The 13,610-nt window shown below is 61.3% G+C and carries 13 protein-coding genes and 1 other RNA gene; 9 read left to right on the plus strand and 5 right to left on the minus strand.

Features of this window, described 5'->3' with window-relative positions; all coding sequences use genetic code 11:
* Nucleotides 1-60: 60 nt before the first annotated feature.
* Together WEU32_RS11610 and WEU32_RS11615 are read left to right on the plus strand one after the other, a co-directional pair.
* Entirely contained in the window at nucleotides 61-1,143 is a 1,083-nt protein-coding gene (locus WEU32_RS11610) for a glycosyltransferase family 4 protein (protein ID WP_406851983.1), read from the plus strand.
* Between the two features lie 142 nt (nucleotides 1,144-1,285).
* Nucleotides 1,286-2,602, plus strand: a complete 1,317-nt coding sequence (locus WEU32_RS11615) for a cytochrome P450 (protein ID WP_406851984.1) — start codon at nucleotides 1,286-1,288, stop codon at nucleotides 2,600-2,602.
* A 157-nt stretch (nucleotides 2,603-2,759) separates the two neighbouring features.
* Here WEU32_RS11615 and WEU32_RS11620 read toward each other — a convergent pair whose 3' ends face one another.
* The 5 genes from WEU32_RS11620 to WEU32_RS11640 all read right to left on the minus strand — a co-directional run bounded on the left by WEU32_RS11620 (nucleotide 2,760) and on the right by WEU32_RS11640 (nucleotide 5,230).
* Entirely contained in the window at nucleotides 2,760-3,581 is an 822-nt protein-coding gene (locus WEU32_RS11620) for a YmdB family metallophosphoesterase (protein ID WP_406851985.1), read from the minus strand.
* On the minus strand, nucleotides 3,578-4,129 hold the full coding sequence (locus WEU32_RS11625) for a 5-formyltetrahydrofolate cyclo-ligase (RefSeq protein ID WP_406851986.1): 552 nt from the start codon (nucleotides 4,127-4,129) through the stop codon (nucleotides 3,578-3,580). The genes WEU32_RS11620 and WEU32_RS11625 overlap by 4 nt, the downstream gene beginning before the upstream one ends.
* Before the next feature lie 38 nt (nucleotides 4,130-4,167).
* Nucleotides 4,168-4,325, minus strand: a non-coding RNA gene (gene ssrS / locus WEU32_RS11630) — 6S RNA.
* Between the two features lie 294 nt (nucleotides 4,326-4,619).
* Nucleotides 4,620-4,934, minus strand: coding sequence for a cell division protein ZapA (locus WEU32_RS11635; protein WP_312135862.1), 315 nt, complete (start codon nucleotides 4,932-4,934; stop codon nucleotides 4,620-4,622).
* A complete protein-coding gene (locus tag WEU32_RS11640) occupies nucleotides 4,934-5,230 on the minus strand; it encodes a hypothetical protein (protein ID WP_406851987.1) in 297 nt (98 codons plus the stop codon). Before WEU32_RS11640 ends, WEU32_RS11635 begins: the two co-directional genes overlap by 1 nt.
* Before the next feature lie 139 nt (nucleotides 5,231-5,369).
* On the opposite strand from WEU32_RS11640, the gene tkt reads away from it, so the two are divergent.
* The 7 genes from tkt (at nucleotide 5,370) to gap (ending at nucleotide 13,524) form a co-directional block, all read left to right on the plus strand.
* A complete protein-coding gene (tkt, locus tag WEU32_RS11645) occupies nucleotides 5,370-7,319 on the plus strand; it encodes a transketolase (protein ID WP_406853447.1) in 1,950 nt (649 codons plus the stop codon).
* A 72-nt stretch (nucleotides 7,320-7,391) separates the two neighbouring features.
* Entirely contained in the window at nucleotides 7,392-7,784 is a 393-nt protein-coding gene (locus WEU32_RS11650) for a VOC family protein (RefSeq protein WP_406851988.1), read from the plus strand.
* A gap of 107 nt (nucleotides 7,785-7,891) precedes the next feature.
* Nucleotides 7,892-8,743, plus strand: coding sequence for an alpha/beta hydrolase (locus tag WEU32_RS11655; RefSeq protein WP_406851989.1), 852 nt, complete (start codon nucleotides 7,892-7,894; stop codon nucleotides 8,741-8,743).
* Nucleotides 8,740-9,951, plus strand: coding sequence for a formate-dependent phosphoribosylglycinamide formyltransferase (gene purT / locus WEU32_RS11660; protein WP_406851990.1), 1,212 nt, complete (start codon nucleotides 8,740-8,742; stop codon nucleotides 9,949-9,951). Before WEU32_RS11655 ends, purT begins: the two co-directional genes overlap by 4 nt.
* A 114-nt stretch (nucleotides 9,952-10,065) precedes the next feature.
* Nucleotides 10,066-12,126, plus strand: coding sequence for a carbon starvation CstA family protein (locus WEU32_RS11665; protein ID WP_406851991.1), 2,061 nt, complete (start codon nucleotides 10,066-10,068; stop codon nucleotides 12,124-12,126).
* Nucleotides 12,119-12,343: a YbdD/YjiX family protein gene (locus tag WEU32_RS11670; protein ID WP_406851992.1), complete on the plus strand. Its 225-nt coding sequence runs from the start codon at nucleotides 12,119-12,121 to the stop codon at nucleotides 12,341-12,343. Before WEU32_RS11665 ends, WEU32_RS11670 begins: the two co-directional genes overlap by 8 nt.
* Before the next feature lie 173 nt (nucleotides 12,344-12,516).
* A complete protein-coding gene (gene gap / locus WEU32_RS11675; RefSeq protein WP_406851993.1) occupies nucleotides 12,517-13,524 on the plus strand; it encodes a type I glyceraldehyde-3-phosphate dehydrogenase in 1,008 nt (335 codons plus the stop codon).
* The last annotated feature ends 86 nt before the right edge of the window (nucleotides 13,525-13,610 follow it).

A 13,610-nucleotide genomic window follows, 5' to 3' on the forward strand; every position in this document is an offset into this window, starting at 1 on the left:
ATCTAGAACGTGTACCGGAGACAACACTCTCCTCTCCAGTTGCTTCCGCAGGAGCCGTTCTTGAAAATCGCCGTCATCCTTCCTCCGGGCTGCCACTTCTCGCTATCCCAGCCCAACTCCATGGAGACGGTCGTTCGCACCCTGGCACAGGGTGATCCCGATGCCGAAATGCGGATTTTCTGCTGTGACAGCGACAATGATCACGGCGATCTGCCTGTCCATGCCCTGCCGACCTGCAAAAAACGCATAGCCGCATTGGAAGAAGCGCTGGAAGACTTCCAGCCGGACGTGATCGAGTTTCACCAGCAACTGAAACAGGCGGTGCGTGTGGCCCGTCGCTTCCCCCGTGCTACCCGTTTCCTTTACCGTCACAATGCGCTCAAATCGCCGCGCAACCTGCTGGACAAGTGGCGCTACGAGCAACGCTTCAAGCAGATGGATGGTCTTATTTTCGTCAGCGAAGCCGGACGGCGCGACTTCTTGAGCGACTTTCCTTCGCAGGAACAGAAGACCTTTGCTGTCCCCAACCCCATCAATGTCGATCTTTGGCATGCGCCGGTCGAGAACCGCGAACAGGTGATTGCCTTTGCCGGTCGGGCCATGGCCGAAAAGGGTGTGGACCTGATCTGTGCGGCTCTGCCTGCGGTTCTGGACCGCCATCCAGACTGGCGTGCGGTGTTGATGCTGAATGACTGGGAAACGCGAGGGGACTGGGCCGAACCGCATATCGCTCCGCTGGCGCGTTACGGAGACCGTGTCCGTGTCATGAAGTCCGCCCCTCTGGCCAAGGTTCGCGCGGTCATGCAAAAGGCTGCGATTGCCCTGACGCCCTCGACATGGGCCGAACCTCTGGGTCTGACAGCGCTAGAGGCCCATGCGGCAGGCGCAGCCCTCATCAGCTCGGGACGCGGTGGCCTGCGCGAAGCCAGCGGTCCCCACGCCCTCTATGTCGATCACCTGTCCGCCGAAGGGTTGCAAACGGCCATCGAAGCCTTGATCGCCGATCCCGGTCAGCGTCTGGCCATGGCTCGCGCCGCACAAGACTATGTAACCCGCGTCCATACCCCCACCTACAGAGCGCAGCAGTTACGCCAGCTGCGCGAGCAAGCCGTTCAGAAGAAAGAACGGCAACGCTCCGCCTGAAACAGAGCATCACAGCGGACTAGTTCTGACATCATCGTAGGTAGTGTATTCATTCTCGAAGGAGTGCACGATGAGCGATATAGCAAGAACCGCGACCTCGGCTGGGTTTCGCCCATGGGTTCCAACACGCCGCAGCCATAAGATGGGGCTGGTCCCCTTTTTGTGGCAAAGCTGGCGTGACCCGCTGCAACTGTGGGGCGAGCTGCATTTTCAGGAACTGTATGTGGCGGGTACTTCGCCGCTGGGCCGCACTCTGGTCGTCAGCGACCCTGTGGGGGTGCGGCGCGTCCTGACGGACAATGCACTCAACTATGAAAAGGGCGACCTGCAACGGCGCGTGCTTGGCCCCATGCTGGCCGACGGGCTGTTGCTGACCGAGGGTGAGCAGTGGCGACGCGCTCGCCGGATTATGGCCCCGCTCTTTACCCCCGCCTATACCGCCAAGACCGCAGAGGTGATGGACGCCGTCTGTCGCCGCCGCGTCGAAGGCTGGAAGCTGGATCAGGGTGCGCGGATTCTGAACATCGACCACGAGATGAGCGGCCTGACCTTCGACATCCTGTCGGCCACCATGTTCTCGGATGATCTGGATGGCGATGCGGCGGGCTTTGAAAAGGCACTGAACCAGTTTCTGGAAGTCGGTGCCCGTATCAGCCCGCTGGATGCCTTGAAGGCCCCCGACTGGATACCGCGTCTGGGCAAGGTGGCCAGTCGTGGCTCATCGCACTTCTTTCAGGAGCGCGTGACGGCTCTGGTCAAACGCCGTCGCGCACGCCTTGAGGCCGGCGATGCGCCCGATGATCTGCTGACCGCGCTCTTGTCGGCCCGTGATGACGAAGGCGACGGCTCGGGTCTGTCGGACCACGAGGTCATGTCCAACATCCTGACCTTCATCCTTGCCGGTCATGAAACCACGGCACGGACGCTGGGCTGGACCCTGCATCTCATCACCCGCGATACTGCCGTGGCGCAAAAGCTCAAGGAAGAGGCCGATGGCTGGGACCGCTCGTCTGGCGGCATCAAGGCCATGGTCTGGCACAAGGCGGTGATCGAGGAAGCCATGCGCCTGTTCCCCCCTGCCCCCGCCATGATCCGTCAGGCCGTCGCCGATGATGCGATCGAGGGCCATGAGGTCAAGGCGGGCGACAGTATCGTCATCGCGCCTTGGCTGATCCAGCGCCACGAGAAGCTGTGGGACGAACCGGACGTGTTCAAACCCGAACGCTTCCTGCCCGAAAACCGCAAGAACATCGACCGCTATGCCTGGCTGCCCTTCAGCGGCGGCCCGCGCATCTGCATCGGTGCCGCCTTTGCCATGCAGGAAGCCATCATCGCTCTGGCCGAAATCCTCAAGGTCGCCGAGGTCGAGGCCATCACCCCCGTCCAGCCCCGCCCCATCCAGCAAATCACCCTGCGCAGTCGCGAAACAATGCGGTTGAGGTTGAGGGCCCGAAAATAAAAAAAGCGCCAACCGCTCGAGCAGGGTGGCGCTTTTCATTTCAAGCCGTGTCGGGTCGAGAAGGCGGAGCCTTCTGACCGCGGGTAACTCACAAAGGCCGCGTCGGGTCGGGAGGTCCCCTCGGCTTGATCGGGGGGCCGACGACCGTGGCCAAACATTAAAGTGTCGGAATCGACTGCTTCAGGCGTCCGCCCATGCGGATCGGTTCAATGCGTTTGGCAAGGCCGGTGCGGTCGTCAGTTTCGACGAAGACGCCACAGATGGTGGCGGGACCATGGGCTGGTGCATAGCGACCGCCCGACAGGCGGGTGGTGAAGCGGCGCAACGGCTCTTCCTTGTCGTTGCCGATGACGCTGTCATAATCGCAGCAGCCGCCCGCATCGGTCTGGAACGCGGTGCCGTTCGGCAGGATTTGTGCGTCCGCCGTCGGAACGTGGGTGTGGGTGCCCACCACCAGCGAGGCACGACCATCACAGAAGTGACCCATGGCCATCTTCTCGGACGTCACCTCGGCGTGGATATCGACGATGACGGCATCGGCCACGACGCCCAGAGGCGCGGCATCCAGTTCGCGCTCTACGGCGCTGAACGGATCATCCATCGGGTCCATGTGGACACGGCCCAGAACGTTGATGACCAGAACCCGCATACCGTCGGGCGTTACGAACACATCGGCACCACGACCCGGTGCATCCATCAGGCGCGGATAGTTGGCCGGACGGATCAGGCGCGGTTCGCGCACGATATAGGTCAGGGCCTCGCGCTGGTCCCACGAGTGGTTGCCCAGAGTGATGACGTCCGCACCCGCCGCATAGATATCATTGGCGGTGTTTTCGGTAATGCCGAACCCGCCTGCGGCGTTTTCGCCATTCACGACCACGAAGTCGAGTTTCAAATCGCGGCGGAGGCCGGGCAAATGGTCGCTCAGACCATCGCGGCCGCTCTTGCCGATTACGTCACCAAAAAAAGCCAGTCTCATTTGAAGGGTCTATAACCGTTCTCGGTCAAAATACCATGCAGACCTATGTCATGCGGCTCTTTAGGCAGGTATTCGGTCTCCTGCCCTGCAAAAGCCAGTCCGACACGCATGGCATCCGGCATCATCTCGAAGGTGCGGTCATAATAACCGCCGCCCTGCCCCAACCGGCCACCGCGTCCGTCAAACGCCACCAGAGGCGTCATGACCAGATCGGGCATTACCTCGCTGACCAGATCAAGCGGTGCGGGACATCCGGCCGCATCTTCTTCCAGCGGATCACCGATGGACCACAGGCGAAACACCATCGGCGCATCACGATCCACCACCACCGGCAGGCAAAGGGTCCGCCCCTGATCCACGAGTGCCTTGGCCAGATCATCCGTCGGCACCTCGGCCCCGATAGCCGCGTAAAGTGCCACCACCGCCCCCGCAGGCAGGTCAGCGGCATGGCGTACAATATTAGCCACCCGATCAGGCGTGTTCAAAAGCTTTCGCTGGGCGCGCATACGGGTGCGGATTTCGGCCTTGTCCATGGCGCTATCAAACACAAAACCCCGCCCAGCGAAACTGGACGGGGTTTGGGGTTGGCGGCGCCACAAGAACCGTGGGGCGCGTGAATCCTCTCGAACCTGAAAGACAGGTGGGCGCCATATACTCAGGCCCTCGGGCCCATGCAGGGACAGCTCCCTTCGAGATGATTAAGGCCGGGAGGAATGTTGTCCCCGACGCGAGCCGCAGCAAGACCCGCCGAGGCGCAAAATAGGGTGTGTTTGCCCGGTGCTCAAGTGCGCATGAAAAAGATCATGCCGCGCGACCCAGATCCGCAATCAGTTCGACCAGATCAAGCTGGTCCTCGTCCGCTTCGGCCATTACGGCCACCGTCTTCAGACGCGGCTTCCTAGGCGCATGACTGGGCTGTGCATCCAGCCAGTCCAGCAGGTCAAGCTGTCGCTCGTCCCGTATCCGGCGCGCACGACGACGTGCCCCTTTTTTACGGGTGCGCGGTAATCTTTGCGGTTCGGAGCGGGGGCGTATCAGCTAAAAGCTTTGCGCCAGCTTCTCCAGACGGGTGGCGACAGCGTTCAGGGCTTCGGCCACACCATCATTATTGACGACCTCCGTGGCCACCGGCGGTGGAGCCACCCGGCCACGGCGAGCCTCGGACAGTTCGTCGGCCAACATCAGTGCGCCCATCAGGAACAGTTTTAGATCACCAACCTGACCAACCTGATCGGCGACCTGTGACACCTTGGAGTCAAACTCCTGCGCCAGTTGGGTCACGCGGGCTTCCTGCCCGTCCGCACAACCGACCGGATAGGCACGACCGTTCACTTCAACGGTTACTGTCGCCATCAGCGCGGCTCCATTTCAGATACATCACCGTTTTCTGTAATAGATTCGCTGGCGGGCTGTTCCAGAATTTCACGCACAGCCTGTGCTGCTGCTGCTAGAGCTTGCGCCGCCTGTTGTCCGGCTGCTTCCAGTTCAGCCACACGTTCGGCGTTTGCGCCATCGTCAGACAAGGGCGCAAAAAGATCATCGTCCGGCAAGCTTGCGGCCTCCGACCTGGCTTTCAAGTCCTGGAATTTCTGCTCCAGTTCATTCAGAGCCCGTTCAATTCGAGCCTTTGCGGCTGTCAGAGCGTCCATCTGCGTCCTTTCTTCAGATTCGCTATAGAACCCGTAGGCGCGGCGGGGTAAAGCGGCGCCGTCCCCATTTCTCTGTTCTGAAAAAGGCTTTGCCGTGACAGACGCCCTTTCGATGTTCTCGAAACCCTCACCGCAGATGATGGCCAATGCCATTCGTGTACTGGCAATGGATGGCGTCGAGAAGGCCAAGAGTGGCCACCCCGGCATGCCGATGGGCATGGCCGATGTCGCCACAGTCCTGTTCTCAAAATTCCTGAAGTTTGATGCCTCGGCCCCGAACTGGGCCGACCGCGACCGCTTCATCCTGTCGGCCGGTCACGGCTCGATGCTGATTTACGCGCTGCTGCACCTGACCGGTTACAAGCAAGCCACCCGCGAACAGCTGGAAAACTTCCGCCAATGGGGCTCGCGCACCGCAGGCCACCCCGAATACGGCCATCTCGAAGGCGTTGAAGTCACCACCGGCCCGCTGGGTCAGGGTCTGGCCCACTCGGTCGGTTTTGCCATGGCCGAGCGCCATCTGGCTTCGCGCTTTGGCGATGATCTGGTGGATCACCGTACCTGGGTGATCGCCGGTGACGGCTGCCTGATGGAAGGCATCTCGCAAGAAGCCATCGCACTGGCCGGTCGTCTGAAGCTGAACAAGCTGTGCGTGTTGTGGGACGACAACGCCATCACCATCGACGGTTCGGTTGCTCTGTCGGACGCCACAGACCAACTGGCCCGCTTCAAGGCTTCGGGTTGGGCCGTCAAGGCCATTGACGGTCATGACCACGGCCAGATCAAGAAAGCGCTGGCCTGGGCGACCAAGCAGGACAAGCCGACCCTGATCGCCTGCAAGACCAAGATCGGCAAGGGCGCTGCCACGATGGAAGGCAGCCACAAGACCCACGGTGCCGCTCTGGGCGCGACCGAAATCGCCGCCTCGCGTCAGGCAATGGGCTGGACCGCAGAGCCGTTCGAGATTCCGGCAGAACTGGACAAGGAATGGAAAAAGATCGGCAAGGCCGGTGCCAAACACCGCAAGGCCTGGGAAGCCCGCCTGCTGAACAACGAGAACCGCGACGAGTTCACCCGCGCCATGGCCGGTGACCTGCCAAACGGCGCTTTCCACGCCCTCGAAGCCAAACTTAAAGAACTGGTCGTGACCAAGCCCGCCATGGCCACGCGCCAGTCCTCGGGCGAAGCTCTGGCCACTGTTTTCGACGCTATTCCGGAACTGGTGGGCGGCTCGGCCGACCTGACCGGCTCGAACAACACCTTTGTCGCCAATACCCAGATCATGGACGCGCCGACCTATCACGGACGCTATGTGAACTATGGCATCCGCGAATTCGGCATGGCCGCCGCCATGAACGGCATGGCCCTGCACGGCGGTGTCATTCCTTATGGCGGCACCTTTATGGTGTTCTCGGACTATAGCCGTCCGGCCATCCGTCTGGCCGCCCTGATGGGTACCCGCGTGGTTCACGTCCTGACCCATGACTCTATCGGTCTGGGTGAAGACGGCCCGACCCACCAGCCGGTCGAGCATCTGGCCGCGCTTCGCGCCATCCCGAACCTGATGGTGTTCCGCCCTGCCGATACGATCGAGGCTCTGGAATGCTGGCAGGTCGCCCTGCAACACAAGGCCACCCCGTCGGCCCTGTGCCTGTCTCGCCAGAAAACACCGGCTGTCCGCACCACTGACGCTGGTGAAAACCTGTCGCGCAAGGGTGCCTATGAGCTGAAGGCTGCCAATGGCGCTGCCAAGGTTAGCCTGTTCGCCACCGGCACCGAGGTGGCTATCGCTCTTGACGCCGCGGCCAAGCTGGAAGCCGAAGGTATCGCCACCCGCGTGGTTTCGGTGCCATCGTTCGAACTGTTCGCCCAGCAGCCGAAAGCCTATCAGGACGCCGTCATTGCCCGTGGCACGGTCCGCGTCGCTGTCGAGGCCGGTCTGGAACAGGGCTGGATGCGCTTCATCGGTGAAGATGGCGGTTTTGTCGGCATGACCGGCTTCGGAGCCTCGGCTCCGGCCGAAGTGCTTTACAAAGAGTTCGGCATCACCACCGAGGCGGTCATCGAAGCCGCCAAGCAACGCCTGTAAAAACTAAGCGCCGCCCCGTTTTCACGAACGGGGCGGTTTTGCTTTAAGGCCCTGCCTTAAGCGGAGACATCCATGAGCCATCTCGGTGCCGTCAGCCTGCTGGTCCGCGACTATGATGAGGCCATCGCCTTCTTTGTCGGTGTTCTCGGATTTGAACTGACTGAAGATACCGATCTGGGCGGCGAGAAACGCTGGGTTCGCGTCACACCCAAAGGTGGTCAGACCTCGCTATTACTGGCCCGTGCAACCACGCCCGAACAAATAGCCCTTATTGGCGATCAGGCAGGTGGGCGTGTCTGGCTGTTCCTCTATACCGACGACCTTTATCGCGATCACGCCGCATGGTCGGAAGCGGGTGTTGTGTTTCGAGAGGCACCCCGCCACGAGCTCTATGGCAAGGTCGTGGTTTTCGAAGACCTGTACGGCAATGCCTGGGACCTCATCGAACCGGCGACAAGAAACTAAGCCCCTGCACCCATAATCCGCCCAAGACCCGAACCATCGGCTATTATGGGTGACGCGACCCGCGATACGGTGTGATATGGCGGCCCTCTGGTATTAAAAAGGTCGCCATGTTCCGCTCCATCACATTTGCCGCATGGCTTGCTGCGCTTGGGGCAACCATGCCCGCGAACTTCGCCATGGCCGAAACACCGGCTGCGATCACCATCCCTGCAGACAGTATAGCCCTGTCCGTTCCTTCCGCAGTGATGGGAAAATCGCGCGAACTGAATGTGTTGCTGCCTACGGGCTATGAGGCTTCGACCCAAACCTATCCGGTTATCTATCTGCTGGATGGCGGTGCGGCACAGGATTGGCCGACCTATAGCAACCGCATTCGCGAAGCGATGCAGGCTGGCCAAATCGCCCCTGCCATTTTGGTCGGCATTGCCACTGAAGATCGCCAGAACGAATTGACCGAACGATCCACCGACCGCCGTATTGTTCGCCAGTGGCCCAATCATGGCCAGTCAGAGCGTTTTCGCCGTTACATAACAACCGAGGTCAAACCTCTGATCGAAAGCCGCTATCGCACCTCGGGCGATGATGCCGTGATCGGGGAATCCGCTGCGGCCCTGTTCATCGTCGAAGCGTTTTTGCGTGAACCGGACCTGTTCGACCGCTATCTGGCTGTCAGCCCCAGCCTGTGGTGGGATCGCGAGAGTTTGTCGAAAAATGCGGCGGCCCTATTGGCCGCCCATCCTGCGGGCGAGCGCCAGTTGCTGCTGACCATTGGCAATGAGGGCGGCCAGATGCAGTCCGGCATGGACCGTCTGGTCACAGCCTTGCGAAATAGCCCGCCACAGGGACTGGTCTGGGATTACGAACCGCGCCATTCGGAAACGCATTCCACCGTCTTCGCCGCCTCGGCGATCGACTTCCTCAGCCGCGCCTACCCCGCACCGGAGCCTGTCACACCGTGAGCCAACATCCTTTTCGTCTCGGCACCCCGCTTTCCGATACCGCCGTGCGCGTCATGCTGCTGGGTTCTGGCGAACTGGGCAAGGAAGTCGCTATCGAACTGCAACGCCTCGGGGCCGAGGTGATTGCTGTTGACCGCTATGCCAATGCCCCCGCCATGCAGGTGGCGCACCGTAACCACGTCATCCCCATGACCGACCCTCAGGTGCTGAACGGCCTCATCATGGCCGAAGCCCCGCACATCATCGTGCCGGAAATCGAGGCCATCGCCACCGACGCGCTGGCCTTTATCGAGGATGCAGGTCTGGCCAAGGTGGTGCCGACCGCCCGCGCCACGCAACTGACGATGAACCGCGAAGGCATCCGCCGTCTGGCCGCCGAGGAGCTTGGCGTTCCCACCAGTTCCTATGCCTTTGCCGGTTCCGCCGACGAACTGGCGGCTGGCGCGCAAAAGACCGGCTTCCCCTGCTTCGTCAAACCCGTCATGTCGTCGTCCGGCAAGGGTCAGTCCTATGTCGAGAGCGCCGACCAGATCTCCGCCGCTTGGACCCATGCCGAGGCATCCGGCCGCGTTGCCGGTGGCCGCGTCATCGTCGAGGGTCGCATTGATTTCGACTTTGAGATCACCCTGCTGACCGTCCGCTCGCGCGATGTGGACGGCATTACCCGCACCGATTTCTGCGCCCCCATCGGCCATCGTCAGGTCAAGGGCGACTATGTCGAAAGCTGGCAGCCGCAAGCCATGACCGACGCGGCCCTGAAATCTGCACAGGACATTGCCGCAAAGGTGACCGACAGCCTCGGCGGCTGGGGCGTGTTCGGCGTCGAACTGTTCGTCAAAGGCGACCAGGTCTGGTTCTCTGAAGTCAGCCCGCGCCCGCACGATACCGGCCTTGTCACCATAGGGAGCCAGTACCAGAGCGAGTTTGCCCTGCACGCCCGCGCCATCCTTGGCCTGCCGGTCGATGTCACCTTGCGCGAACCCGCTGCCAGCGCCGTCATCTATGGTGGTATGGAGGCCACCGGCATTGCCTTTGAAGGTGTGGCAGACGCCCTTGCCGTGCCGACATCGGAACTGCGCTTGTTCGGCAAGCCGGAAAGCTTCATGACGCGCCGCATGGGTGTCGCCATCGCACGCGGCGAAACCACAGATCAGGCCCGCGAACGCGCCCTTGAAGCCGCCAGCAAGGTCAAACCCGTCAAGGCCTGACCCACGCGACAAAAGTCGGACAAAAAGAGGGCAGCCTATGGTTGCCCTCTTTGCGTTTTCGGGCGCAAGGTTCCTCCAAATGCCGCACAGACCGGCACGGGAGGACGAGCTAAAGTGGGTAAGTTGAAAACCGCCCTGATCTTCGGGGCCATCGCCATTATCGGCGCGATTTCCATCGGGGTTCTGGCCCTGCACAAGGGCGAGAGTATCAGCGCCGTATGGATGGTGACGGCCGCCCTGTGCGTCTATGCTATAGCCTATCGCTTCTATGCCAAATTCCTGGCGTGGAAAGTACTGAAGCTTGAAGCCAGCCGACCGACGCCAGCCGTGCGTCACAATGACGGTCTGGACTATGTGCCCACGCCAAAGAACGTCCTGTTCGGCCACCATTTCGCAGCCATCGCGGGGGCTGGTCCTCTGGTCGGTCCGGTGCTGGCGGCACAGATGGGCTATCTACCCGGCATGTTGTGGATTCTGGTCGGTGTGGTGATCGCCGGTGCCGTTCAGGACATGCTGGTCCTGTTCATGTCCACACGCCGCGACGGCAAGTCGCTGGGCGATATGATCCGCACCGAAATGGGCCCCGTCCCCGGCATTATCGCACAGGTCGGCGTGCTGATGATCATGGTCATCATTCTGGCCGTGCTGGCTCTGGTGGTGGTTAAGGCACTGGCCGAAAGCCCGTGGGGCACATTCACCGTCGCGGCCACCATCCCCATCGCCATCTTCATGGGCCTTTACACCCGCTATCTGCGTCCCGGTCGTGTGGGCGAAGTGTCGGTCATTGGTGTGGTCCTGCTGATCGGTTCGATCATTCTGGGCGGTCAGGTTGCCTATCACCCTGTGTGGGGTCCGGCCTTCACCTTCTCGGGTACCACCTTGGCCATCGCCATGATGGTCTATGGTTTTGTCGCTGCGGTTATTCCTGTCTGGCTGCTTTTGGCCCCGCGTGACTATCTGTCGACCTTCCTCAAGATCGGCGCGATTGCGGCTCTGGCCGTCGGTATCCTGATCGTCCGTCCCGACCTGCAAATGCCCGCCATCACCCAGTTTATTGATGGTTCGGGTCCGGTCTTCTCTGGGGCACTGTTCCCGTTCCTGTTCATCACCATTGCCTGTGGCGCTGTCTCGGGCTTCCACGCCCTGATCTCGTCGGGCACCACGCCCAAGCTGCTGGAAAACGAAGACCAGATTCCGGTTATCGGCTATGGGGCCATGCTGTGCGAAAGCTTTGTGGCCGTCATGGCCCTGATCGCCGCCACTGTTCTGGACCCCGCAGTCTATTTCGTCATGAACAGTCCGGCTGCCGTTATCGGCACGGACGTCACCTCGGCAGCCGCCGCCGTCGCACAATGGGGCTTCCACATTACCCCTGCCGAGCTTGAAACCCTGGCCCGTCAGGTCGGTGAGCACTCCATCCTGTCACGCGCAGGCGGTGCCCCTACACTTGCCGTGGGCATGGCGCATATCCTGTCTAACGTCATTGGCGGCGAAGCCATGATGAGCTTCTGGTATCACTTCGCCATCCTGTTCGAAGCCCTGTTCATCCTGACCACGGTCGATGCAGGCACCCGCGTCTGCCGCTTCATGATTCAGGACCTGCTCGGCGTCGCCGTGCCGAAAATGCGCAACACCCAAAGCTGGACCGGTAATGTCATCGCCACCGCCCTGACGGTCGGACTGTGGGGCTATTTCCTCTATGCCGGTGTGGTCGATCCGTTAGGCGGCATTAACAGCCTGTGGCCCCTGTTCGGCATTGCCAACCAGATGCTGGCGGCCATCGCCTTGATGCTGGGCACCGTCGTGCTGTTCAAGATGAAGCGCCAAAGGTTCGCATGGGTGGCTATGGTTCCGGCCTTCTGGCTGCTGGTCTGCACCCTTACCGCCGGTTTCCAGAAGCTGTTCCATCCGGACATCCGCGTCGGCTTCCTATCGCATGCCGCCCGCTACAAAGGCTCGATGGAAGCAGGCGAACTGATGGCTCCGGCCAAATCGGTGGCCGACATGCAGCACATCATCTTCAACGACTATGTGAATGCCGCCCTGACGGCGGGCTTCCTGTTCGTGGTGATCGTGATCCTGTTCTACAGCATCGGTGCCTGTCGCAAAGCGCTGAAGAACAGCCAGCCAACTGCCGTAGAAATCCCGCCCGCCAACGAGGCTGCCCATGCCTGAGGCAGACCTTTTATGCGCGTGCCGTGACACCCTTACCCGTTGGGGCAAGGAGGCACGGCGCACCGCCAGTCTGATGATCGGACAGCCCGACTATGACGCCTATCTGGCCCATAGCCGCGCCACCCACCCCGATCAGCAGCCACTGGATCGCACCGCCTTTTTCCGCCTGCACGAAGCCAGACGCTTTGGTGCAGGTGGCGGTTTCAAATGTTGTTAATTCACGCAAACCCTCTTTGAACGACAATGCGCCGTTCAAAGAGGGTTTTTCTTATAAAAAAGCCGCCTCTGTAACCGATGTTCGCCATCTGTGACCGCCACAGACTTGCACTTATGGCCAGTCCGTCCCATTGAGACGCCAAACTTTCGTCCTTGCTGACTAGGAGATCTCCCATGACCGTTCGCGTCGCCATTAACGGCTTTGGCCGTATCGGCCGTCTTGTTCTTCGCTCGATCGTCGAGCATGGCCGCAAGGACATCGAAGTCGTGGCGATCAACGACCTGGGTCCGGTTGAGACCAACGCACACCTGCTGCGCTATGACTCGGTCCACGGCCGGTTCCCGGGCACCATCACCTCGGGTGAGGACTGGATCGACGTCGGCTATGGCAAGATCAAGGTCACCGCTGAACGCGATCCGGCCAAGCTGCCGCACGCCGAACTGAACGTCGACATCGCGTTCGAGTGCACCGGCATCTTCACCTCGAAGGAAAAAGCCTCGGCCCACCTGACCGCAGGTGCCAAGCGCGTTCTGGTTTCGGCTCCGGCTGATAACGCCGACAAGACCATCGTCTTCGGCGTGAACCACGAAACCCTCGGTGCCGACGACATCGTCGTCTCGAACGCTTCGTGCACCACCAACTGCCTGGCCCCGATCGCCAAGGTTCTGAACGAACTGGTCGGCATCGAGCGTGGCTACATGACCACCATCCACGCCTATACTGGTGACCAGCCGACCCTCGACACCATGCACAAGGACCCGTACCGCGGTCGCGCTGCTGCCCTGTCGATGATCCCGACCTCGACCGGCGCTGCCAAGGCTGTGGGTCTGGTTCTGCCGGAACTGAAGGGCAAGCTGGACGGTTCGTCGATCCGCGTCCCGACCCCAAACGTCTCCGTCGTTGACCTGAAGATCGTTGCCGGTCGCGCCACCACCAAGGAAGAAGTCAACGCAGCCCTCGAAGCTGCCGCCAACGGTCCAATGAAGGGCGTTCTGTTCACCTCGAACGACCCGCTGGTGTCGATCGACCTGAACCACCACAACGCCTCGTCGACCGCTGCCCTGCCGCAGACCCAGGTCATCGACGGCACCCTGGTGCGCGTGCTGAGCTGGTACGACAACGAGTGGGGCTTCGCCACCCGCATGTCGGACACCGCCCTGCAAATGGCCAAGTTCCTGTAAGAAAAAATGTCTTGAGCCCTCTCCCGTCGGGAGAGGGCTTGAGCGCCCAAGAGCCAAAGGCGATTGGCTGCGCGAAAGGGTGAGGG

It is taken from the genome of Brevundimonas sp. BH3 (assembly GCF_045345115.1).
Taxonomy (GTDB): Bacteria; Pseudomonadota; Alphaproteobacteria; order Caulobacterales; family Caulobacteraceae; genus Brevundimonas.